Annotated in this window: 24 protein-coding genes, 1 tRNA gene and 1 riboswitch; of the genes, 12 read left to right on the top strand and 13 right to left on the bottom strand. The window is 46.6% G+C overall.

The genetic code is table 11. The features are described 5' to 3' along the window. Window positions 1-2: 2 nt before the first annotated feature. The 5 genes from AC50YO_RS23285 to AC50YO_RS23305 form a co-directional block, all read right to left on the bottom strand. A complete protein-coding gene (locus AC50YO_RS23285) occupies window positions 3-635 on the bottom strand; it encodes a hypothetical protein (protein ID WP_494850734.1) in 633 nt (210 codons plus the stop codon). Further along, window positions 635-1,762: a hypothetical protein gene (locus AC50YO_RS23290; protein WP_494850736.1), complete on the bottom strand. Its 1,128-nt coding sequence runs from the start codon at window positions 1,760-1,762 to the stop codon at window positions 635-637. The genes AC50YO_RS23285 and AC50YO_RS23290 overlap by 1 nt, the downstream gene beginning before the upstream one ends. 28 nt (window positions 1,763-1,790) lie before the next feature. Beyond that, window positions 1,791-2,339: a zf-HC2 domain-containing protein gene (locus AC50YO_RS23295; protein ID WP_494850738.1), complete on the bottom strand. Its 549-nt coding sequence runs from the start codon at window positions 2,337-2,339 to the stop codon at window positions 1,791-1,793. After that, window positions 2,336-2,890, bottom strand: coding sequence for an RNA polymerase sigma factor (locus AC50YO_RS23300; protein ID WP_494850808.1), 555 nt, complete (start codon window positions 2,888-2,890; stop codon window positions 2,336-2,338). The genes AC50YO_RS23295 and AC50YO_RS23300 overlap by 4 nt, the downstream gene beginning before the upstream one ends. Before the next feature lie 191 nt (window positions 2,891-3,081). Then, the gene (locus tag AC50YO_RS23305; protein ID WP_494850740.1) at window positions 3,082-3,606 is read right to left on the bottom strand and encodes a YwhD family protein; all 525 of its coding nucleotides are present in this window, start codon (window positions 3,604-3,606) and stop codon (window positions 3,082-3,084) included. Between the two features lie 104 nt (window positions 3,607-3,710). Between AC50YO_RS23305 and AC50YO_RS23310 the strand changes: the two genes are divergently transcribed. From AC50YO_RS23310 to AC50YO_RS23330, 5 genes are all read left to right on the top strand, one after another. Further along, entirely contained in the window at window positions 3,711-5,720 is a 2,010-nt protein-coding gene (locus AC50YO_RS23310) for a M1 family aminopeptidase (RefSeq protein WP_494850742.1), read from the top strand. 17 nt (window positions 5,721-5,737) lie between these two features. Next, window positions 5,738-6,553 (top strand): hypothetical protein, encoded by an 816-nt coding sequence (locus tag AC50YO_RS23315; protein ID WP_494850743.1) that lies wholly within the window; start codon window positions 5,738-5,740, stop codon window positions 6,551-6,553. Window positions 6,554-6,842: 289 nt separating this feature from the next. Further along, window positions 6,843-6,995, top strand: a riboswitch (cyclic di-AMP (ydaO/yuaA leader). Window positions 6,996-6,998: 3 nt separating this feature from the next. Then, window positions 6,999-7,469 (top strand): C40 family peptidase, encoded by a 471-nt coding sequence (locus tag AC50YO_RS23320; RefSeq protein ID WP_494850810.1) that lies wholly within the window; start codon window positions 6,999-7,001, stop codon window positions 7,467-7,469. A 124-nt stretch (window positions 7,470-7,593) separates the two neighbouring features. Further along, entirely contained in the window at window positions 7,594-8,943 is a 1,350-nt protein-coding gene (locus AC50YO_RS23325; RefSeq protein WP_494850745.1) for a cryptochrome/photolyase family protein, read from the top strand. Window positions 8,944-9,061: 118 nt separating this feature from the next. Beyond that, window positions 9,062-9,592 (top strand): GNAT family N-acetyltransferase, encoded by a 531-nt coding sequence (locus AC50YO_RS23330; protein ID WP_494850746.1) that lies wholly within the window; start codon window positions 9,062-9,064, stop codon window positions 9,590-9,592. Between the two features lie 6 nt (window positions 9,593-9,598). On the opposite strand, the gene AC50YO_RS23335 is transcribed toward AC50YO_RS23330, so the two are convergent. Beyond that, entirely contained in the window at window positions 9,599-9,892 is a 294-nt protein-coding gene (locus AC50YO_RS23335) for a hypothetical protein (protein WP_494850748.1), read from the bottom strand. Between the two features lie 172 nt (window positions 9,893-10,064). Between AC50YO_RS23335 and motA the strand changes: the two genes are divergently transcribed. Together motA and motB are read left to right on the top strand one after the other, a co-directional pair. Then, window positions 10,065-10,865 (top strand): flagellar motor stator protein MotA, encoded by an 801-nt coding sequence (gene motA, locus AC50YO_RS23340; RefSeq protein WP_494850750.1) that lies wholly within the window; start codon window positions 10,065-10,067, stop codon window positions 10,863-10,865. After that, window positions 10,849-11,673, top strand: coding sequence for a flagellar motor protein MotB (gene motB / locus AC50YO_RS23345; RefSeq protein WP_494850752.1), 825 nt, complete (start codon window positions 10,849-10,851; stop codon window positions 11,671-11,673). The genes motA and motB overlap by 17 nt, the downstream gene beginning before the upstream one ends. A 57-nt stretch (window positions 11,674-11,730) precedes the next feature. On the opposite strand, the gene AC50YO_RS23350 is transcribed toward motB, so the two are convergent. The 3 genes from AC50YO_RS23350 to AC50YO_RS23360 are packed head-to-tail and all read right to left on the bottom strand — an operon-like array spanning window position 11,731 to window position 15,068. Then, a complete protein-coding gene (locus AC50YO_RS23350) occupies window positions 11,731-12,441 on the bottom strand; it encodes a pseudouridine synthase (protein WP_494850754.1) in 711 nt (236 codons plus the stop codon). Between the two features lie 10 nt (window positions 12,442-12,451). Next, a complete protein-coding gene (locus tag AC50YO_RS23355) occupies window positions 12,452-13,210 on the bottom strand; it encodes an NAD(P)H-binding protein (RefSeq protein ID WP_494850756.1) in 759 nt (252 codons plus the stop codon). Window positions 13,211-13,268: 58 nt separating this feature from the next. Further along, a complete protein-coding gene (locus tag AC50YO_RS23360; RefSeq protein ID WP_494850758.1) occupies window positions 13,269-15,068 on the bottom strand; it encodes an ATP-binding protein in 1,800 nt (599 codons plus the stop codon). A gap of 235 nt (window positions 15,069-15,303) precedes the next feature. Between AC50YO_RS23360 and tadA the strand changes: the two genes are divergently transcribed. Continuing rightward, complete coding sequence (gene tadA / locus AC50YO_RS23365) at window positions 15,304-15,783, top strand: tRNA adenosine(34) deaminase TadA (RefSeq protein ID WP_494850760.1); 480 nt, start codon at window positions 15,304-15,306, stop codon at window positions 15,781-15,783. 18 nt (window positions 15,784-15,801) lie between these two features. Here the strand turns inward: tadA and AC50YO_RS23370 are convergent, their stop codons facing one another. Continuing rightward, window positions 15,802-15,969 (bottom strand): Spo0E family sporulation regulatory protein-aspartic acid phosphatase, encoded by a 168-nt coding sequence (locus tag AC50YO_RS23370; protein WP_494850761.1) that lies wholly within the window; start codon window positions 15,967-15,969, stop codon window positions 15,802-15,804. 262 nt (window positions 15,970-16,231) lie between these two features. Between AC50YO_RS23370 and AC50YO_RS23375 the strand changes: the two genes are divergently transcribed. From AC50YO_RS23375 to AC50YO_RS23385, 3 genes are all read left to right on the top strand, one after another. Then, complete coding sequence (locus AC50YO_RS23375; protein WP_494850762.1) at window positions 16,232-17,719, top strand: ABC transporter substrate-binding protein/permease; 1,488 nt, start codon at window positions 16,232-16,234, stop codon at window positions 17,717-17,719. After that, entirely contained in the window at window positions 17,712-18,434 is a 723-nt protein-coding gene (locus tag AC50YO_RS23380) for an amino acid ABC transporter ATP-binding protein (protein ID WP_494850764.1), read from the top strand. Before AC50YO_RS23375 ends, AC50YO_RS23380 begins: the two co-directional genes overlap by 8 nt. Before the next feature lie 82 nt (window positions 18,435-18,516). Further along, window positions 18,517-18,593: transfer RNA gene (locus tag AC50YO_RS23385), tRNA-Arg, on the top strand. Between the two features lie 276 nt (window positions 18,594-18,869). Here AC50YO_RS23385 and AC50YO_RS23390 read toward each other — a convergent pair. The 3 genes from AC50YO_RS23390 to AC50YO_RS23400 all read right to left on the bottom strand — a co-directional run bounded on the left by AC50YO_RS23390 (window position 18,870) and on the right by AC50YO_RS23400 (window position 20,814). Beyond that, window positions 18,870-19,286, bottom strand: a complete 417-nt coding sequence (locus AC50YO_RS23390) for a VOC family protein (RefSeq protein WP_494850766.1) — start codon at window positions 19,284-19,286, stop codon at window positions 18,870-18,872. Beyond that, a complete protein-coding gene (locus AC50YO_RS23395; RefSeq protein WP_494850768.1) occupies window positions 19,286-19,717 on the bottom strand; it encodes an SRPBCC family protein in 432 nt (143 codons plus the stop codon). Before AC50YO_RS23395 ends, AC50YO_RS23390 begins: the two co-directional genes overlap by 1 nt. A gap of 74 nt (window positions 19,718-19,791) precedes the next feature. After that, complete coding sequence (locus AC50YO_RS23400) at window positions 19,792-20,814, bottom strand: sigma-70 family RNA polymerase sigma factor (RefSeq protein WP_494850770.1); 1,023 nt, start codon at window positions 20,812-20,814, stop codon at window positions 19,792-19,794. A 333-nt stretch (window positions 20,815-21,147) separates the two neighbouring features. On the opposite strand from AC50YO_RS23400, the gene AC50YO_RS23405 reads away from it, so the two are divergent. Further along, window positions 21,148-21,327, top strand: a complete 180-nt coding sequence (locus AC50YO_RS23405; RefSeq protein ID WP_494850771.1) for a hypothetical protein — start codon at window positions 21,148-21,150, stop codon at window positions 21,325-21,327. Window positions 21,328-21,379 lie beyond the last annotated feature (52 nt).

Below are 21,379 nucleotides of genomic sequence, written 5' to 3' on the forward strand. Positions count from 1 at the left end.
GCTTAGAAGCCGCGTGTCTCAATTTTCACTTTTTGCGGAAGTACCAGCGTCAATTGTGCATGGAGTGAATCGGACCTAACCGATCCACTCTTATGCTCCATTCCTCCAACCATTACATATAGGGTACTGCCTACCCTGCTCGTGTTAAGCCACTCGTCAGGCTGCTCCAGTGCATCTGCTGACCTGTATTGCACTTGTCCAAGCAGTTGTATGGAACCGCCATCCCCTTTATCAAGATCAACAGGACCAAATGACTGTACGACTATTTTCTCGATTCCCTCTGGTACTTCCATAGGCTTGGTCTCTACCAGCGACGTCCGTTCGACTAATTGCAGAGACTCTCGAATTTCTCCCATTAACCCTGTCGAGGAGAATGCTGCCATAATCAAGCTTCCCGATCCAATAACCGCCACTAGAAAAAGGCTCAGCCAATCATAACGAAGAATCGTTCGTTCTTTGCCTGCCAAGATCAGATAGACCAAAAGCTCTGCTCCAAGCAAAATAAAGACGATTGGAGCTACCCATAACAATAGATTAAGAGCATCATCCCCGCTCCATATAGAGACCGCTACCGCCACACCCATCAACAGCAGCGTGACACCCATGGATAATGTTCCTACGCGCCAATTTTTCATTAGCGTTTCTCCCTATCTATTGGACGGTGTTTATCTAAATGCATCTTGTCTGGGGACTTCTTTCCGCCGCCAAATACCAGACGGAATCCTACAGCAATCATAATAAAGGCGACGAGAGCGGTAGGCATATTATATTTCAAATTTATATACTGTCTATAAAGGCCCTTCCAATGCTCCGAAACATAGATTTCCATGAACCGGTCTCCCAAGTAGTAGACACCTAATACCAGCAGGCCAATCCCAATCCACTTTTGATATGGGGCTAGCTGCGTTAGAATCGCCTGATCGTCCATTTCATTCTGATCGCGTTTGGACATTTGCTGCAAAGCATCAAAGAACGCATAGCACCAGAATAAAGGCATTAGGAATAGAAAGAGGGACAACCGCAAAGAATCCATTAAATAAAAAGCAAATAGAAAACCGGCCATTAACTGAATGCCTCTTTTTTGTAAGCCGAGATACAAATGGCCTGCGCCTGGGAACAGGGATAAGGCAGCCGCTAGCACCTTATTCTTCTTGCCTGTGCCGATATGCTCCTCCAGTTCCTCGAAGAAAGGACGATCCTGCATGGTTTCCCCTCGTTGCTTGCGCTTAAGCATTTGAATCGCATCAAACATGGCGTACACCCAAATAATCGGAACACCAAATAAAAAGATCAAGAAGCTGCCCGCATTCATGACAATGCTGACAAAAATAATCATTGCAAAAAAACCAAGGAATGCGATTAAAAAGGTAATTCCCCGCTGCATAAGACCCATCGCCATATGACCAATACCAGGAATGATCGATAGGACGATCGTCTGCATTTTCTCCCGCTGCTCATTATAAGATAGATTATTCAGATCCATTGCAGAGTCACCATGAACATTCTGTCCAGGCCTGCCTCCACCCCACGTTACGCATGTAATAATCATATCCAAGATATTAATAAGCCATATCGCCGCAGCAATTAATGCGAATAGGAAAGCTTCCTCTTCATTATTTGAGAACATCATAAGAATAAATAATATTATAGCTCCAAAAACGCCCCCGCTATAAAAAATGAATCGGAACGGTTTGCCCAGATAAGCATGGCCCGCACCCGGTATTAATGATAATAAAAAAGCAACGCCAGGGTTTTTATACATCCTCAGTCTTCCTCTCTTATCTTCTACTTTATTTGAAGCGATTCCCCTGCAGCCCATCGAACCAAGAAGCTGTACGATCAATCATACGTTCCGACCAGGTTGGAGGAGCCGGTTGATCATAGTTGACTTGCTGACTATGTTGCTGTTGTGCAGCATTCTTCTCCATCTCTACAAGCTTGGTTGTGAAACCATTGAAGCTGCCTGTGCCCAGCAATAACAGCGTAATTGCTGCCGCAGCTGTGAAATGGGTAGCTGGATGCTGGAACCACCGGCGATGATAGGGCTTCTCCTGCATAAGGGTTGGCTTGGCATACAAGGCTTCCTGTGCTGACTCTATGGATATGATGGCGCTCACCTGTCTGCCCATTTGCTCCATATTTGGCACTTCAACTGCCAGCTCGATTGAATCCATAGCTGACATGAACATTTGCAAGCATGGCTCGCAATGAGCCATATGCTGCTCAACCAGCTCACGCTCGTTCTCCGGCAGCTGATTGCTCACATAGAGCTCCATCTTTATTTCATCAGAATGAAACTCGTGATTAGCTTCTCTACCCGCATACTCGCTCTTATTCATTCAAAGTCCTCCTTCCGCCAATGCCGCCTTATCCAGTTGCGGGCACGATATAATCTCGATTCTACGCTCTTGCGCTCTAAACCCGTCTGTGCAGCAATTTCTTCATAAGATTTATGATCCATATAATAGGCCGTAATCACTTCACGATAATTATCTGGGAGCGAGTCGATTTGCTTCGTTATCTGCCGCTGGCTCTCGCCTTGCAGAACCGCTTCCTCCGCTGGCATAGCGCCAGTAGCAGCGTTCTGCTCCTCCAGCTTGCTCATGCTTTCCACAAGCTCTTCCGGCTTGCGGGCCTTGCTTCTCTTCCAATCAATTGCCTTATTCACCGCAATGCGGGTCATCCATGTCTTGAAGCCATCTAATCTACATTCCGGGAGGGAGCGATAGATTTGGAGCAAGACTTCCTGCGTAATATCTTCCGCATCATGCGGCGAACGCACGACAGCGTATACAGTTCTGTACAAATAAGCGCCATACGCTTCTACGAATAATTGAAACTCCGCAGGTCCGCCATCGCGAATAGCTTGGATCCATGCCTCGTCTTGAATCTCGCTCTCCTCCCTTCCCTATCTATAGACGGTGTATATCGCTTCTTCCCCTGCACTTGCAGCAAAAAATATTTTTTACGCTTATTGCTTACATTTATCCTGTCATAAAAAAGACTGGTGCAGTCAACGGCTTATACGCCGAGCCACACCAGTCCTTCCTTATCTATTACGCTACCTAATTAGGTCAATACCTAGCCTTCAAGCGCTTGCTTCAGCTCTTCAGGTGAATTGTTCCACCATTCCTCATTGTGGGCAATCAGCAGCTTGCGGAACGCAGCTTTCTCTTCAGGCCCAAGCTCACTTAAGTTGTAACGGCGCTTAAGCGCATGGTCCAGCTTATTCACATGATCCGCGAGAACCTTCCAGCCACGGCGCGCTTCTGTATCGATCAACATCTCACATGCTGTAGCACCTGCATATAGCGAGCCTTGCTCACCACGCTCGACGGCAACCCATACGATCCAGCATTGACGGCCATTCGGAGTATTAGCTTTGTCCGGGCTGAATTTGATGCCCCGCTCGACCTTGCTCTTCGCATGCATAGCACCGTCATCTATATAGGCGACGCCCTCGTCGATAATGACACAAGACACCGCGCTCAAATCAATCGTTCCCGCTCCAAACCCTTTATGCTGTTTATTGCTGACTACATTCAAAGCAATCGATTTCTTTTCCTTCTTAACCGGTTCTTCCGGCTGTCCTTGCTGATCCGTCATGGCTTTTCCACCTTCCCCATACATTAATTCCATTTTAGCTAATAATCTGCGAAAAGCAAACATATACATGCTGTAGATGCTTGTCAACGGGAGGGAAACGTTAAATGACTCCACGCCATGTCAAACGTTCATTGCTATTCTTGCTTACCGCCGTCCTGCTCGGCCTATCTATCCAGCAGGGCTTCGGCTACGCTTGGCAATCTCAATATACCTTCGCACTCGCCCCTGTCGCCAAAGCACAGCCCAAGCCAATACCGCAACAGACCCAATCGCCTGCTCCTTCTGCACCTGACACCTCCGCCTCAAACCCGCTGCCGCTCAGCAAAAGAGTCGTTGAGTACAACATCAACGTCACCTTGCGCAGCGACAATCGTTATTTGGACGGACAGCAAGCCGTTACATGGACTAATCCGGGGAAAAAAACGGTGTCCGAGCTCTATTTCCACCTGTATCCCAATGCCTTCCTCTCCGACAAAACAACCTTCATGCGTGAATCAGGAGGCAAGCTGCGTTCCGACAAGGCTATGGCAGACAGCCAAGGCCACATGAAGATGTTAACGCTCGAAACGCTTGAAGGAGAAAGCCTACTGCCAAGGCTTCATTACATTCAACCCGATGACGGCAATTCCAATGATTTTACGCTGGCCAAGCTCAAGCTGCCTGAACCAGTGGCTCCTGGCAAATCGGTCACGCTGAAGATGGGCTTCGAAGTCAAGCTGCCTCAAGTATTTGCGCGTATGGGCTACTCTAATCAATTCGTCATGGCTGGACAATGGTTTCCCAAGCTTGCTGTCTATGAAACGGCAGGCACACGCGGCCGCACGGCTGAGGGCTGGAACATTCATCAATACCATGGCAACTCCGAGTTCTACAGCGATTTCGGCATCTACTCCGTGCGCATAGAGGTTCCAGAGGCATTCACTGTGGCAGGAACAGGCATCCAGACCAAAAGAACGGACAACCCTGACAATGGAACAACTATTCATCAATTCTACGCGGAGGATGTCCATGATTTCGCATGGTCTGCCTCGCCCAACTTCATCTATGAGGAAGATACGCTATCGGCGAAGAATATTCCTGGAGTGCGCATCAAGCTGTATCTCGATCCCGCTCATGCCGAGCTTAAGGATCGCTACATGCATGCTGCCAAGTCTGCTCTGACCAAATATTCACAGTGGTATGGAGAATACCCGTACAGCACGCTATCTATTATCGTGCCGCCCAAAGGAGCGAACGGTGCAGGAGGCATGGAATATCCGACACTCGTAACCGCGTTCGCCGCAGAATCAGACAACCCCGGCTATGGTCTGGAACGAACCGTCGTACATGAGATTGGTCACCAATATTGGTATGGCATGGTCGCCTCTAATGAGTTCGAGGAAGCTTGGCTCGACGAAGGCTTCACCTCCTACGCGGAGGATCGTGTAATGGAAAGCGAATATGGGGTGGAACCGAACCTGCGCCTCGAATCAAGCTATATTACATCTCCTGCTCCCTTGAAGCAGCCCTCTTGGGCTTATCGTGACCATATTCATTATGCAGAGAATGTGTACATGCGTGCCAAGCTTGTGCTGCTCGGTATCGAGAATCAGGTCGGAGACAAAACGATGCAAAAAATTATGCGCACTTATTTTCAGAAATATAAATTCAAGCATCCCACAAGCGGCGACTTTCAAAGAGTAGTAGAGCAAGTAACTAAGCAGAAGTGGCATGATTATTTCAGTGAATACGTCTATAACAACCGCATGGCAGATTTCTCCGTGGAATCCATTGAGATTCGCAAAGTCGAGCAAGATGGACAACTGCAATATGAATCCCTCGTGCTTATTAAGAAAAATGGCGGGAATAACGGTCCGATTCCGCTTGTTATGAAATTCAAAGACGGCATGACCGTGCCTAAGACATGGGAAGCCGAGGAGGCACATGTCCAATATAAGGTCGTTCATAGCGCACCGTTGGAATGGGTTGCCTTGGATCCGCAGCACAGCAATGTACTAGATAACAAGTACTATAACAACTTTATGAAAGCCGAACTGTCAGAAGCGGCCCGTACAAGATGGAGCATGGGCGTTGCCAAAATGATCGAGGGATTGCTTGGGACACTAAGCTGGTAAGGAAAGGAGGAGAGGCAATGAAAGGCCATATCATACAAGGCTGGAGACTGGCTATCAAGCATTTCTATATCGTTATCCTATTGTTTCTGTATCAGCTGCTCTGGGGTTTCTTCTTATATCGCTTCGTAGACTCGGTCATATCGCCGCTGCTCAGGCGTTTCCCAGACAGCTCTCCCTACGGTTCATCCGTACAGCTCTTCATGCATGAAGCCCAGTTCCAGCTGACTAAGACGGATCTGAGCACACCATACCTATGGATGCTTGGAGGGCTGTTTGCTGCCCGAATGCTGCTCACTCCACTTTTCAATGCAGGTCTGTTCTACTCCCTTCATCATGCAAATGATCATAAAGGTACACAATTCCTGCAAGGCATACGTAAGGCGTGGAAGCCGGTTACGCTATTATACTGGGCAGAGATGCTGCTTGCATTGGCACCAGCATGGTGGCTGCTCCCGCGAGCTGTGAAGGGAATCCTCCATAGCTCCTCTCCCGGAGAGCTATTACAACACACGCTGCCGTTAGCCGCAGGGTGGCTGCTCTGGGGGATTCTGCTCCATCTGCTCTTCTTGTCGATGGCCTTTGGCATTATTACTCGCAGCGGAACTCTGCATGCGCTGTGGAAGGCTCTTCGCCATCTGATTCCTTATGCAGGCTTAACCTTCGCTATGTGGGGAATCGGTGCAGGCATTAACCTATTTGTAAGCGGCATCTCGCTTGTATGGGCCGGCCTGCTGGCCTTAATTCTCCACCAGAGCTTCCATCTCATCCGAACTATGATGAAGGTGTGGACCGTTGCTGCCCAGTACGATTGCCTGCAATCCAAAGAAAGTTAATGTGAGGCACGAAAAAAAACGGCTCGTAGCTTGCAGTTCCACTGTTGGAACTGCAAGCTACGAGCCGTTTTGATATATCCCCAGACTATCGTCCCTATAAAAAAACAACATATTTCTCTTAAACTCCACATAAATAAAAGTTATTAGCATTTGCACGCCTCTAATTTATATAAAATAAGCAGAAAACACGAATATACGCGCTCAATAGCCAAAACATTACATGAGAATTATTAGAATTTGCCAATTGAAGGAGGAGATACGTGGAAAAAAACGAATAGTTAGCAGGTACATAAAAAACTTGCCAAATTCCTTGTACTGGAAACGGGGGAACCACCTCTGGGTGAATTGATTTCGACGTCCGACTTGATCGGCGCCTGAGAAATCATAGGGATCCTTCAACCGAACCCCACAGCTAACCTCGTCGGCAATTGGAAGGAGCTCCACCATTTTGAAAAAAGTTACCGCACTACTACTGGGACTCGTGTTAATGCTTGCCTTTCAAGCAGGCAGCGCTTTCGCGGATTCCAAAATGAACGGCATCATCGATGAGTTAATCGGCACTCCGTACCAAAGCGGCGGAACGTCGACGAAAGGCTTTGATTGCTCTGGATTCACGAGCTATGTATTCGATAAGATGGGAATTGAACTTCCCCGTACATCCGGCTCACAATCAAAGGCAGGAAAAGCGGTCGCTAAGAGCGATCTCGTTGCTGGAGACCTTGTATTCTTCAACACGAACGGTAAAGGTGTATCCCATGTCGGCATCTATGTAGGAGATGGCAAATTTGCACATTCCTCGTCCAGCAAGGGCGTTGTAATTAGCAAGCTGAGCGATTCCTATTATGAGAATCGGTACGTGAACGCTCGTCGCGTTATGAACACTACTACGTTTGAAAAATATGCTGACGAAGAATAAGCTTATCACCACTTCCTGGCCGAAGTGATTATGGGTCTTATTCAGCAGAGCCGCAGTTATTTGTCTCTTGGACAAATCGCTTGCGGCTTTTCTGTTTTTATAATCTTAAGGAGGACCGCTTGCTATGTACTTATTTATTCACCGCAAAGACCTGCGTTCAAACGATATGCGAGCATTTAATTATATTCATAAGCATCATCATACGGGCATTCATCTGCTTGTCCTTGATCCATCCCTAATTAGCGATGAGCGATTGAACAGCCATAGCGGACGCAACTTCATTGCTCAAGCGGCGACACTTCTGCGGGCCTATTCATCAGTGGGCAAGCAGCTTCATATTCTATACGGCAATCCTGCTCAAATTGTTGCAGCCCTCCTGCAGAAGTATCCGATCGAAGAGGTTATCGTCCATGCGGATTACACCCCTTATGCCCGAGAACGAGATAAAGGAATCCAACTAGCTTGCTCAGCAGCCCGAATCAGATGGATGCCGCTGGCAGATTCCTCTCTGATCGACCTCGAAGCGTTCCAGACCTTTACTAGGAGAACAGAGCCCTACAAAGTATTCACGCCTTTTTATCGGATGTGGAGCTCCTATATGCTTCAGTATTATACGCCTTCAGGAAGTGCTTCTCTTACAGACTTAACAACCGTTACACAATTGCACAGCAGCATCACTGTGCGATACACCCTGCCAAGCGAGATAACTGCCGTCTTAAGCGCCTCTTCCAGTACATGTGATCTTTATTCAACTGTGACCGATCAGTTAGAGCTGTTCAGTAGAGAGCGATTGTCCTCTTATGTGGACGAACGGGATCACTACGCGGTCAATCGGACGAGTGAATTATCCCGCTTCTTGAACACAGGAGCCCTATCGGCACGACAAGCGTATGAATGGTGCCTGGGACTACCCGGCTCAGAAGCGTGGATTAGACAGCTTGCCTGGCGTGATTTTTACATCTATCAAGCGATGTACAATGAGCATTACTTTTCTTATGAGAGTACACTAGACTTATCCCTTTTATCTGATGAGCACTTTGAGGCTTGGGCTGCCGGGAGAACCGGAATTCCAATTATAGATGCGGCGATGACCCAATTGAATCATACGGGACAGCTGCCCAATCGGCTCCGCATGGTCACAGCCATGTTCTTGACTAAGAACCTGCTCTGTCCGTTCACCCTTGGAGAAAGCTATTTCCGCCTTCACCTAAGCGACTATGACAATACACTGAATCGGGGTGGATGGTTATGGAGCTCTTCCTTAGGATATGATGCCGCACCCTACTTCCGGATTATGAATCCCTTAACGCAATCCCGGACGCATGATCCAAGCGGAGCCTATATCCGCCAATGGCTTCCTCAGCTTGCTCACTTGTCCGATAAGGAAATCCATGAGCCGCAGCCGGGAGCTATCGTTGATCTAAAAGCTTCACGCAGCAGAGCTATTGCGATTTATAAGATTCTATTAGGCTAATCAGACTAACTAGCTACTTGCTGGTCTTGGCGACACCCTAGTACCAGCACTTCATCCAAGGCAAGTTAATATATACTTATAGAATGGACTAACCTTACAATAGGAGTTGGTGAACGGCATGTCCGATTCTTTTCAAGCCTTTTCTCATTATAAACTTTCTGCATCCGAAATGATTCTATTGCCCCTTAGCGTTGAGCATGCGCAAGCGCTATGCACTTGGCGGTATGAGCCGCCTTATGACTTATATAACTGGCCTGCATGGGCAGACATGCAAAAGGACGAAATCGAATTCGGCGATCCCGTCCTTCGGCACAACCAATATGCGGCCATTATAAATAAACAAGCTGTATTAATCGGATTTGCCCAGTTCTTTCCCATCGTAGGGGTCACTCGAATTGGACTTGGCCTTCTCCCGGAGCTGTGCGGCAATGGGAATGGCGCTGTGTTTGCCGCTTTTCTTGCACAAGAAGCCAGGCGCAGAACGCCCGGCAATGAGATTGATCTGGAGGTGCTGACGTGGAACAAACGCGCCATTCGAGCTTACGAGCAAGCAGGCTTCTGTATCGAAGATACGTACAGCCGTCCTGTTCCCAGTGGACCGCCAGAGGCAGAATTCCACTGTATGGTGTACCGGCCTAAGCATTCTTAGGCCAGGTTACACCAAACGAATCATTCGGGTCACATTATCCCCTTGGGCTACCTCAATGACATGATGCTTGGAATGGTACGTAATGGTTCCGCCTCCGACAGCTATAACCGACTGCTCGCCTAGACCGAAGAAGACATCATCCGCCAGCGCTTCCATAACCTCATGGCGATCTTCTGCCCCCAAGGCTTCCCATTCCTCTTGCTCCATCTCGAAGAAGGTATAGCTGCTGTCGATTGCGCTCACTGCCTCCGTGAGCTCCTTCAGAATATCCTCGTATTCTCTACCGTGTCTTACTCCCATGCTGTTAACCACCTTTTGCTTATTTTAGGATGTCTCTTATACTCTCATTTTACCGCATTTTATGAAATTTAACGCCTATCCTCGTAAATCATTCCGAAAGTCTAATTTCATAACCCCATCCTGTCGATATATAAAGAAAGAATTGTCGAATACGTACTGGACGGGGTGCATGATGAAAAACTCAACAATAATTGGTATTGTACTAGGTGTTGTAGCTGTATTAGTGGGAATGGTGTTCAAAGGGGCTGCTCTCTCTAACCTGCTTAACCCCGCTGCTTTTATGATCATTATCGTAGGAACGGTTGCTGCTGTATTGGTTGCTTTCCCAATGTCAGAGCTAACAAAAGTAGGCAAGCTGTTCAAAATCGCATTCACAGAACCATCCCTCATGCCTCGTGAGAAATTAATCGAGTACTTTATGGAATGGGCTTCTATTACTCGCCGCGAGGGCTTGCTCGCCCTTGAAGCGAAAGTAGATGAAATAGAAGATACTTTTCTTCGTAATGGCATGCGCATGATTATTGACGGCAATGATCAGGATTTCGTACGTGATGTATTGCTTGAGGACATCTCCGCTACGGAGGATCGTCATAAGGCAGGAGCTCTTATTTTCACCCAAGCCGGAACCTATGCTCCTACTCTCGGTGTACTCGGAGCGGTTGTTGGTCTAGTCGGTGCACTCGGGCATATGGACGACATGGCGACTCTAGCCAAATCCATTGCCGGCGCCTTCATCGCGACCTTGCTTGGTATATTCACCGGTTATGTGCTTTGGCATCCTATTGCCAACAAGCTGAAGCGTATATCCAAGCGTGAGATTCAAATTCGTCTTATGATGGTAGAAGGCCTTCTCTCCATTCAATCTGGCGTATCGACCATCGCCATCAATCAGAAGCTTTCCGTCTTCCTGACTCCGACAGAGCGATTGAAGTTGAAGGAGAAGGAGGAAGGAACAGTTGAGCAAAAAGCATAAGCACGATGATCACGAGGAGCATGTGGATGAATCCTGGCTCATCCCCTATGCCGACTTGCTAACCCTACTTCTTGCTTTATTTATCGTATTATATGCCGTCAGCGCTGTGGATGCCAAGAAGTTCGAAGAGATGAGCCAAGCATTCAATATTGCTCTTAATTCCGGCTCAGGCATTCTGGAGAAGCCGACGATTGTGGAGACGGGTCCTGAAACCATAGTCAACCACAATAAAAAAGACCCAGAAAAAGAAAAAACAAAAGAACAACTTGCCGAAGAGAAGCGTCAAGAGCTCATCAAGCAAGAACAAGAGGATCTAGAGAAGCTTAAGAAGCAATTGGACAATTATATTAAGCAGAATGGCTTAACCAATGATCTGAATACGAAGCTCAATCAATCACAGCTGATGATTATTATCAGTGACAATGCCTTGTTCGATTCCGGCAGCGATGCTCTCAAGGGGAACTCCAAGGAGCTAGCCTCAGCTATCTCTGGGCTGCTGCAGGCTTATGACCAATACGAGATCGTAGTGGCTGGCCATACAGACAATATTCCTATTTATTCTGAACGCTTCAAATCGAACTGGGATTTGAGCTCATCTCGTGCCATCAGGTTCATGGATGTGCTTCTGCAGAACAAAGCTCTGAAGCCTCAAAGATTCAGTGCCATCGGCTATGGAGAGTACCATCCGATTGCTACGAATGATACAACTAGCGGACGTGCCAAGAACCGACGCGTAGAAGTATCTATTATCCGGAAATATGTGGATATGGAGAATCAGCAGCAAATTCCTGCAACTCCTAAACAATAGAACGCAAAAGGGGCTATCCCAAAAATCATGAAGATGATTTTTGGGACAGCCCCTTTTTTATTTGGTGCCAGCTGGCTCGTAATTAAGCTCACCGAAGAGCTGCTCTTTCTCTGCCGCTGTCAAATCACGCCACTTGCCAACCTGTAGCCCACCAAGCTGAATATTCATAACTCTGACCCGCTGCAGCTTTCTTACATGGTAACCGAACGCTTCGCACATTCGACGAATCTGCCGGTTGCGGCCCTCTGTAAGAATAATCCGAAATACACGGTCCGTTACTCGTGTAATCTGACAGGGAAGTGTCATGCTTCCTAGTATATGAACGCCCTCTGACATCCCTTTAATGAACATAGCGGTTATGGGGCGATCCACGGTTACGATATACTCCTTCTCATGCTTGCCCTCGGAACGCAATATAGGATTCACAACATCTCCGTCATTCGTCATCAGAATAAGCCCTTCGGAATCTTTATCCAATCTGCCGATTGGAAATATCCGCTCTTGATGTCCCACGAAATCAACAATGTTCCCCTTAATATGCAGCTCCGTTGTACATGTAATGCCAACAGGCTTATTAAGTGCGATATAGACATGGCCTCTATGCTCACCAATTCGCTTGCCATCAATTCGTACATCATCACTCATTTCAGCCTGGCTGCCAAGCTGTGCCGTCTCACCGTTAATGGTCACACGACCGCCATCAATCAGCTTATCTGCCTCTCGACGCGAACAATAACCTGTCTCACTAATAAATTTGTTAATCCGCATAAGCACCCACCTATCTTATCTGTCTTGCCATCTCAACTAGCTGCTCGGATGAATAGGTATAAACGGCTGGCTGTGATGTCTTCGTTGCTCTATTAGAGGCCGACATCGCCTGTCTTGCAGAGAAGCGCATCGCTTTGGCCACAGTCTCTCCCGGAATCGGGCGATATCTCTTGAACGGTCCGACCATTACCCATTGGAACGCCTTCATCACTCTTGCGCCTATCGATTCTCCAAGACGCATCGAGGGCCGCTGCCCTAATAATAGCGATGGCTGGAAAAAACGGACCGATTCGAATGGCATTCGTACCAGCGCGTCCTCAAGATCACCTTTTACTCGACTGTAGAAGAAGGGTGAGGATTGATCAGAGCCCATCGCCGTAATGACCAAGAAATGACGAACCTCTTTTCCTACTGCCCACTGTGCCAGCTCTAATGGATATTCATAATCCACTTTGCGGAAAGCCTGCCTTGAACCCGCTGCCTTTATAGTAGTGCCCAATGCACAAAATACAAGATCAGCCTCTACATCATCCAAGGCATCCTGCATATCATCAAAATCGGCTATAATGACCGTTAATTTGTGGTGAGCCTCGGCAGGAGCTCCGTTCCAATCCAACGGTCGTCTAGCCAATACAGTAATGGAATGGCAAGACTCGTCGCCAAGCAGCTGTCTAAGCAAGGATGAGCCTACGAGACCCGTAGCTCCTACGACCACACAACGGTATATCTCCTGATCCGTAATGATCTTCAAGCTCTCATTATCTTTCACTCTGATCGCTCACCTGCCGCTCCCTGAAGTATCCTCACCCTAGTATAACGTCTGCTGCCTATTCTTTCAAAGCAGGCAAAGTAATGGTCACCGTCGTCCCCACATTGACCTGACTCTGTATATCCATCATCCCTTGATGACTATTAATAATACGCTGGCTGATCATCATGCCAAGACCCGTGCCCGTTTCTTTACCAGTAAAAAAAGGATTGCCGATCTTCGGAATCATTTCTTCTGGGATACCTATACCTTCATCTGTAATAGATATCGTAATCTGCTCTTGTTTGGAAGCAATGTGCGTATGAATGCGTCCGCCTGAAGGCATCGCCTCGATACTATTCTTTAGAAGATTAATGAATACCTGCTTCAACTGGTTCTCCTCACATGAAATGAGGCAAGGCCTCTCCGTGAACGAAGTATGAAAAACAACATTATATAAGTGGGCTTCACTGTCGAGCAAAGACAAGACATCCTTGAAGACATCCCTAACATCCTTCGTCGTAAATCTTGTCGCTTGCGGCTTCGCGAGAATCAGAAATTCACCGACGATTAGATTAATGCGGTCCAGCTCAGACAGCATAAGGCTTGTATGCTGCAAATTCATTTTTTTACTTTGCTGCTGCAGCTGCAGGAAGCCTCGCAAGGTAGTAAGCGGATTACGGATCTCATGCGCAACTCCCGCTGCTAATTGGCCTACCGTAGTCAGCTTCTCTGAGCGCCGCAGCAGCTCTTCCATCTTGTTGCGGCTTCTCATATCGCGAGTAATGCTAGCCAAAGCCTGTACTTTGCCCTCTGAGTCCCGAATCGGCGATATCGTGACACTTACCGGAATGATTTCTCCACTCTTGGTTACTCGCACAGTCTCCTGCGCTGGCAATACTTTGCCCGCTAGCAGAGAGTTAATGATCAGCCTCATCTCACCGCGGTGGGAATCTGGAATGAGCGGCAGCTGTCGCCCTAATGCCTCTTCACTGTCATAGCCCAGAAGCTGCTCGAATGCTTGATTGACTTGAATAATTGTACCCTGCAAATCCATGACATGGATAGCATCACTCGTATGATTAATAAAGGATTGCAAATAATCCTTCATTCTTCTGTTTTCCTCAAATGCTTTGCGCAGCTTGTCCATGTAGATACTCAAATTCTGAGACATGGCATTAATCTTCAAGGCCAGAAGACCAAACTCATCCTTACCCCTCACCTTGATAACGGAATGAAAGCGCCCTAAAGAAACCTCGTTCACCTTCCACAAAATAGACCGAAGCGGCTTAAGCAAATAGCCTGCCAGCAAGTAGCTGCTTACAAGCACAAATAGGATGATAACTAGCGCATACTTAATCGTATCCATTCTTTGAATATTAACGAGCTGATGATATCGCTCCCAACTATATACAATACTAATGACAATTGGATGAAGGCTCACGTTGCTGTAATAACTGCGTACGTATGCTGCATTCTTATATTTGGCCTGATGGGTAAGATAGCCCTTCCCAAATGCCTCCTTCACATATTTGTCGTCTGAGACGGCATCACGATATTCATAAGTGCCGAATACGACTTGATGATCAGTCAACCGGTCGAAGGCATCGCCATCTATATGAAACACAGTCACTTCTTTGACATTCGAATCAAGCTTTTTCATTAAATCTATAAATTCATTAGGCTTGAAGAGACGCTCCTTCTCTCGCTCCCTCAGAGCCTCCGGTCGATCTGAATAGGGCTCTAATGATGAAGACAGCTGAATGGATAACTCCATCAACAGCTTCTCCTTTTCCTTTTCTGTATTGCTAAGAGTCGAGTATTGGTCCAAAATAACGATAAGGATGAACATCGTTATGGCGATGATGGAGATAATCATAGAAAACTTGATTTTGAAAGACAAGGACCCTGCACATCCTTTACTCAGGTAGGAATCGCATATAATATCCACATGTTATTCACATTATCCACAATTAGCCCACATGACCCTGAATAATTTGTGTGTAGTTTTGTGGACATTCGTATAGTTATCCACAAACTTATCCACTACATGTTAACAACGAATATTTGTTCGATGAATAAATAGCAAAAATATAGCTTGATGGAGGTAAAATATGGTTCTTCAAAGGCAAGATGAATTATGGATGTATGAGGCAATCGAAGAAGCCAATAAGGCCGAACAAATCGGAGAGGTTCCGATTGGAGCAATCATCGTCAAAGATGGCACTATAATCGGAAGAGGTTATAACTTGCGTGAAACGAGACATGATCCGACCGCGCATGCAGAAATTGTAGCAATCAAGAAAGCCTGCGAGCAGCTCGGCGCATGGAGATTGCTTGATTGCACTTTGTACGTCACATTAGAGCCCTGCCCGATGTGTGCAGGAGCCATTGTCCAATCTCGCATTAAACGCGTTGTGTACGGGACCCATGATCCGAAAGCAGGCTGTGCAGGAACCTTAATGAACCTGCTTCAAGAGCCCCGATTCAATCACGAAACGGAACTGACCAGCGGCGTACTGCAGCCTGAATGCGCAGCGCTACTGACACAGTTCTTCCGTAAACTGCGGAATAAGCATTCCTCTAAGGAATGAGTTATATAATTGACAAAGTCAGCTGCCGTTATTGCGCTGCAAGTATTGAAGAGCAACGATAAGCTGGTCAGCTTCCTCACTGATGGCCAGAACGTCTGGGTCTGTTAAACTGCCTCGAGCCTCGGCTATTTCATGAAGCTTCTGCCGCAGCGATTGCAATTGATTAAGCAATAATGTTTTGTCCATAGCTCGCTTGAGGGCACGCTCCTTATATAGCACTCGTGTGGTATTAAGCTTATTATACGCTTTCTCATTTCAAGTGTTTGTAAAATCTTGTCGACAACTGTATACAATTTTCAGGCATTTTTCGACATATGCTGGAACATATTCCATTCCTTTAGGACTAAATTACCATTTTTTATAGCAGTAGTCTAGATGTTTCATCTATTTTTTGGGTAGGTTAATGTTATATGCTTAGATTACCTGTGCCCACGAAAGGAGAACTTCTATGAAAACTACAGCAAAAGTGGGACTGCGGCTGTTAGCCTTCTTGCTTGTCAGCGTCATTGCCTTGACTTCCATCTTGCCTGGAACTCTGTTGGCAGCAGAAGCAGAAAGCAACAGCGCGAGCTCTACAAATGCAGCTCCCAAGCAAACGCTTGTTATGGGTACTTCGCCAGATTACCCTCCCTATGAGGACGTAGACGCCAAGAATGGCGGTGCTATCGTTGGACTTGATATCGACATTGCCAAGTACATAACAAGTCAGCTAGGGTACGAGCTCAAAATTACTGGCATGGACTTTAATGGTCTTGTCGCTGCTCTGCAGACTGGACGGGTCGATTTTGTTATGTCCGGCATGTCTGCCACAGAGGAACGAAAGCGCAGTGTGGATTTCTCTACAGAATACTACGTTGCACGCAATACAATCGTCTCCAAATCAGCAGCCCCCTTTACTTCACTCAAGGAGCTTGAAGGCAAGAAGGTGGGCGCTCAATTAGGCTCCGTTCAAGAGGCGATGGCGAATGCCATTCCGAACGCCCAGATCAAGAAGCTCAATGATATTCCTGATCTTATTCAAGAACTCAATTCGAATCGTATTGATGCTGCTATTGTTGAAGATGCAGTTGCCCTTCAATATGCCAAGACTAATTCTGATCTGGCATTGAATTATTTGCCCGCATCCGAAGAGGATGTTGGCTATGCGATTGCTTTTCCCAAAAACTCTGAGCTTGTCGACGAATTTAACCGCGTATTCGCAGAGATGAAGGAAAATGGCAAGCTGGATGCCATCATCGCTCAATGGTTCGAGGAGACGGGGGATCAGAAATCTGATGCTTTTCTCGACTTCGGAATTTTGAAGGATTATGCCCCTTATATGCTTCGGGGTATTTATGTAACGCTCTTATTTACGATCGTATCAGCCCTATTCGGGTTCATACTCGGTACAATTCTATCGTTATTCAAAATATCCAATATCAAACCGTTGAAGTGGTTCGCCACCTTCTATACATCGGTGTTCCGTGGAACGCCTCTATTATTGCAGTTATTCTTGATTTACTTTGCAACGCCGCAAATTTTTCATTATGACATCCCGGCGCTATTAGCAGCTGGACTGGCATTCGGACTTAATTCAGCCGCTTATCTATCCGAGACGATTCGTGCAGGCATTATGTCGGTTGATCGCGGACAGCGGGAAGCCGCCATGGCGCTCGGCATTCCTTACCGTACCATGATGATCAGCATTATCATGCCGCAAGCGCTGCGGACGATCTTGCCAGCGCTGGTGAACGAATGCGTAGCGTTACTCAAAGAATCGTCGCTGGTATCTGTAATTGGTGTAGCAGATATTATGCGCCGGGCCAATGTGATTCAAGCATCTTCATTCCGGGCCTTCGAGCCATTGCTGTTCGCTGGGGTCATTTATTACGTACTGGTGCTCATCCTGACTTCATTAGCTCACCTGCTTGAGAGGAGGCTGCGTCGCAGTGATTAAAGTAGAACAATTGGTCAAATCCTATGGCAAGCATACTGTTTTGAAGGGCATCACGACGAGTATCGAGCAGGGAGAGGTTGTTGCCTTAATCGGGCCATCCGGTTCTGGCAAGTCGACATTTCTCCGCTGCCTGAACCTTCTGGAGACTCCATCATCCGGGACGATTACGATTGATGGGACAGAGCTTACCAATCGAAATACAGATATTACGAAGGTACGCCAGCAGATCGGCATGGTGTTCCAGCACTTTCATCTGTTCCCGCATATGACCGTCATTAATAACATTATGTTCGCCCCTATGAAGGTCAAGGGAATGTCTGAGGAAGCAGCAAGAGCCAAGGCTGAAGCTTTACTGGAACGAGTAGGCCTAGCGGATAAAGCAGACAGCTACCCTGCGCGCTTGTCCGGCGGTCAGAAGCAGCGGGTTGCCATTGCACGCAGTCTGGCGATGGAGCCAGACATCATGCTATTCGATGAGCCAACATCAGCACTTGACCCAGAGATGGTAAAAGAAGTGCTGAACGTTATTCGCGATCTGGCCCATACCGGCATGACGATGCTCATCGTCACTCATGAAATGAAGTTCGCTCGCGAAGCGGCGAACACGATTTATTTTCTCGATGATGGCAATCTGATTGAAAAAGCACCTCCCGAGCAATTCTTCACAAAGCCGCAAAGCGATCGGGCCGTGAAGTTCCTCGAACAGGTGCTGTAAACAAGATTAGCCCAAATAAGCTCTTCCTAAAGGGCCGCTGATGTACATTTGAAAAACATCATGCTATAATATTCATTGCTGCGCGCCCGTAGCTCAGCAGGATAGAGCGACAGTTTCCTAAACTGCAGGTCGTACGTTCGAATCGTATCGGGCGCGCCATAATAAGAGATCAAAAACCGCGTAGATACGCGGTTTTTTTAATTTTCACGATATTTAATCGTTATGAGAAATATGCCAATGGGGACGGATTGGGGACAATTGGATAGCAAGTATGATTTTTTAAGGACCACTCTCAGTCGATTGAACTGCACTTTATATCCGCCAGCCCTCCTGACCGTATCGGGACAGTCACGCCCTACTTGTGATACGGTTCTCCGTATTATCTATAGAGCAAACTAAAAAGGCACCCAAATTTGGTGCCTTTATAATTTAGTTTCAAATTTCCGTGTAAATTTGAAAGGTGACTCCGAATTTGTCCGTTACATCACCAAATCCGGGACTAAAAGATTCTTCTTTAAACGGCATATTAACTTGACCGTCTTGCTGCAGAGCTTCATAAATTTGTTTTGACTTTTGTACATTATTTGTTGTAATGCAGAGGGTGACCCGCTTTCCAGCTGCTATATGCGAACCTCCTGGAGCATCAGATAACATAAGTTCCGTCTCACCTACTTGCAGCTTTGCATGCGCTACGAGATTTTTCAGATCATCATTAAACGTGTTTGGCATGTCCGGCATTTCTCCATAAGTAATCATCGAGAGAACCTTTGCACCGATTGTTTGTTCATAAAACTGAATCGCTTCCTTTGCAGTTCCTTCCAATGTGATATAAGGGGTTAGTTTTATAGTCATCATTGCACCCCTTTTTCCGTGTATTGTTTGAAATTGTCCAAAATAGCTTGCCAGCCCGCTTGCTGAAATTCAACAGGATGGGTGCTCTCAGGATCAAAAGTTTCAATAACCTTCGTTGCACTGCCTAAATCCGCGAAGGTAATCTCGACCTTTCTCCCATCTTCTAACGTGTATGAAATCAGCTCATGCTGCTTTACTTCATCATACATCCCGAAAAAGTCAAACCCTATACTCCCATCCTTCGCTTCCATCCTTGTTAGAAACTTTCCTCCAGCACGCAAATCATTCTCCGCCCTCGGCGCATGCCAATCCTCAGATGCTTGATTCCACTTCGTGATATGCTCCGGCTCGGTCCAATAGCTCCATACTTGTCCAATTGGCGCTTGCACCACTGCCTGAACGGTTACTTTCGCCCCATTACTTGTTTCCATTTGAAAGACACCTCTCTCTTAGTATCATCGTTATTTTGTTTCTCAATAATATAGACGTCAGTCGAATTTAAAATTCATCGGTGAATTTGCTCCGGCAGCCCAAATCGAGAAAATAATTTGGCATTAATAAAATTTTGCACGTGGAGTATTTTCTGGTCCTTGATTTCGAGAACGTGAATCCCCCACGGAATTAAGATGGAGGTGTCCTCAGGATTCGGTGCATACTGCGCTAATGCGGGATAACCTCCGTTCACAGTAACCGACTGAAAACGGGAACCCTCGCAATGCCAACGAGTCAATGAAAAGAACTTGTACAAATCCTCTTTGCCACGTATCCACATTGGGAATGGAGGCATGGACATACAGCCTTCCTCGTGGAATAATGCAACAAGCGCATCTATATTAAATTTCTCAAAAGCATCTACATAACGGGACAGCAATTCATGGTCGGGAGTGTTGTCCATTCGGGTGAGCTCGTCAGAACGCAGTTTGGTCCGGTCCATCGTCTCTCTGGCTCTTTGTAAGGCGCTGTTAACGGCTGCTGTCGACATTCCTAATGTTTCGGAAATTTCTTTGGAGGACCACTCAAATACGTCTTTCAAAATAAGCACAGCACGTTGACGAGGCGACAAGGTTTGTAAGAGTGCTATGAAGCAGAGATGCAAGGTATCTTTACGAATGAGGGCATCTTCAGGGTTCTCCCCAAAGTCAGGAGCAAGCCATATCCATGAAGAGTCAGGCAGCGTTTCGCTGGGCTCAATGATAGAGGTCGCCGGATCAGACAGATCAACGGGAAGAATCCGGCGTTTTGCTTGCCTCAGCTTATCCAGACATAAGTTAGTAGCGATACGGTAAATCCATGTTTTGTATGAGGATTCCTGCCTGAATGAGTTCCAGCTCTGCCATACACGTATACTGGTCTCCTGAACAGCATCATCTGCATCTTCGATGGATCCGAGCATTCTGTAGCAAAACGATGTTAACTCCGGCTTTAAATTCTCTAATAACTGCAAATCAACTGCCGTCTCGTTCATATTGGCCTCCTTTTTGTGGGAAACAATGTCAAGAATGCGTTCTGTTATATTTGCTTGATACAAATTACTATAACATCAAACTATGTTTATAAAATCGGGTTGCTGTTCAATGGCGGAACGAAGACGTTGTTGCTGCAGGAAAAGAATCACTTAATCTTAGTATCGCGCTAAAGAGTATAGCGATACTAAAGCAGGCCGTACGTTTAAATCGTATCAACGCGCCATAATAGGAATACTTTAACCCTTATTATGTATCTGATAAAGCATTTCCCTCACGGCTATCCCTTTAATGACATTTGGAATTGTTCAAATGTCTCCCTGGCAAATACCCAATCAATTCATAACGCCCTTACATAACTTAAAGAGTACTCAAGAATTCAGGAGGTGCTTGCAATAATGTCAGGTTTTGTAGGTGGAAATAACATTGGTATCATATTGGTGCTCTTTATCCTATTGGTAATCATTGCTTGCAGTTGCGGTATCTTTAACGGCGGCTATGGCAACGTAGGCGGCGTAAATACGGGCTGTGGCAATGTCGGCGGCGTAGGCAATAGCCCTTACGGCAAAGGCTACTAAGAAGCTCTGACTTTCTAGCATGCCGCGCATGCAAACTATAGCGATTTATTTA

The organism is Paenibacillus sp. J22P59 (genome assembly GCF_059383895.1).

Coding starts and splice junctions, on each gene's coding strand:
- AC50YO_RS23395 (WP_494850768.1), bottom strand. CDS start 19,717: ATGGAAACAAGTAATGGGGCGAAAGTAACCGTTCAGGCAGTGGTGCAA.
- AC50YO_RS23325 (WP_494850745.1), top strand. CDS start 7,594: ATGTACTTATTTATTCACCGCAAAGACCTGCGTTCAAACGATATGCGA.
- AC50YO_RS23315 (WP_494850743.1), top strand. CDS start 5,738: ATGAAAGGCCATATCATACAAGGCTGGAGACTGGCTATCAAGCATTTC.
- AC50YO_RS23375 (WP_494850762.1), top strand. CDS start 16,232: ATGAAAACTACAGCAAAAGTGGGACTGCGGCTGTTAGCCTTCTTGCTT.
- AC50YO_RS23285 (WP_494850734.1), bottom strand. CDS start 635: ATGAAAAATTGGCGCGTAGGAACATTATCCATGGGTGTCACGCTGCTG.
- AC50YO_RS23310 (WP_494850742.1), top strand. CDS start 3,711: ATGACTCCACGCCATGTCAAACGTTCATTGCTATTCTTGCTTACCGCC.
- AC50YO_RS23350 (WP_494850754.1), bottom strand. CDS start 12,441: ATGCGGATTAACAAATTTATTAGTGAGACAGGTTATTGTTCGCGTCGA.
- AC50YO_RS23290 (WP_494850736.1), bottom strand. CDS start 1,762: ATGTATAAAAACCCTGGCGTTGCTTTTTTATTATCATTAATACCGGGT.
- motA (WP_494850750.1), top strand. CDS start 10,065: ATGAAAAACTCAACAATAATTGGTATTGTACTAGGTGTTGTAGCTGTA.
- AC50YO_RS23390 (WP_494850766.1), bottom strand. CDS start 19,286: ATGACTATAAAACTAACCCCTTATATCACATTGGAAGGAACTGCAAAG.
- AC50YO_RS23335 (WP_494850748.1), bottom strand. CDS start 9,892: ATGGGAGTAAGACACGGTAGAGAATACGAGGATATTCTGAAGGAGCTC.
- tadA (WP_494850760.1), top strand. CDS start 15,304: ATGGTTCTTCAAAGGCAAGATGAATTATGGATGTATGAGGCAATCGAA.
- AC50YO_RS23330 (WP_494850746.1), top strand. CDS start 9,062: ATGTCCGATTCTTTTCAAGCCTTTTCTCATTATAAACTTTCTGCATCC.
- AC50YO_RS23360 (WP_494850758.1), bottom strand. CDS start 15,068: ATGATTATCTCCATCATCGCCATAACGATGTTCATCCTTATCGTTATT.
- AC50YO_RS23305 (WP_494850740.1), bottom strand. CDS start 3,606: ATGACGGATCAGCAAGGACAGCCGGAAGAACCGGTTAAGAAGGAAAAG.
- AC50YO_RS23295 (WP_494850738.1), bottom strand. CDS start 2,339: ATGAATAAGAGCGAGTATGCGGGTAGAGAAGCTAATCACGAGTTTCAT.
- AC50YO_RS23405 (WP_494850771.1), top strand. CDS start 21,148: ATGTCAGGTTTTGTAGGTGGAAATAACATTGGTATCATATTGGTGCTC.
- AC50YO_RS23370 (WP_494850761.1), bottom strand. CDS start 15,969: ATGGACAAAACATTATTGCTTAATCAATTGCAATCGCTGCGGCAGAAG.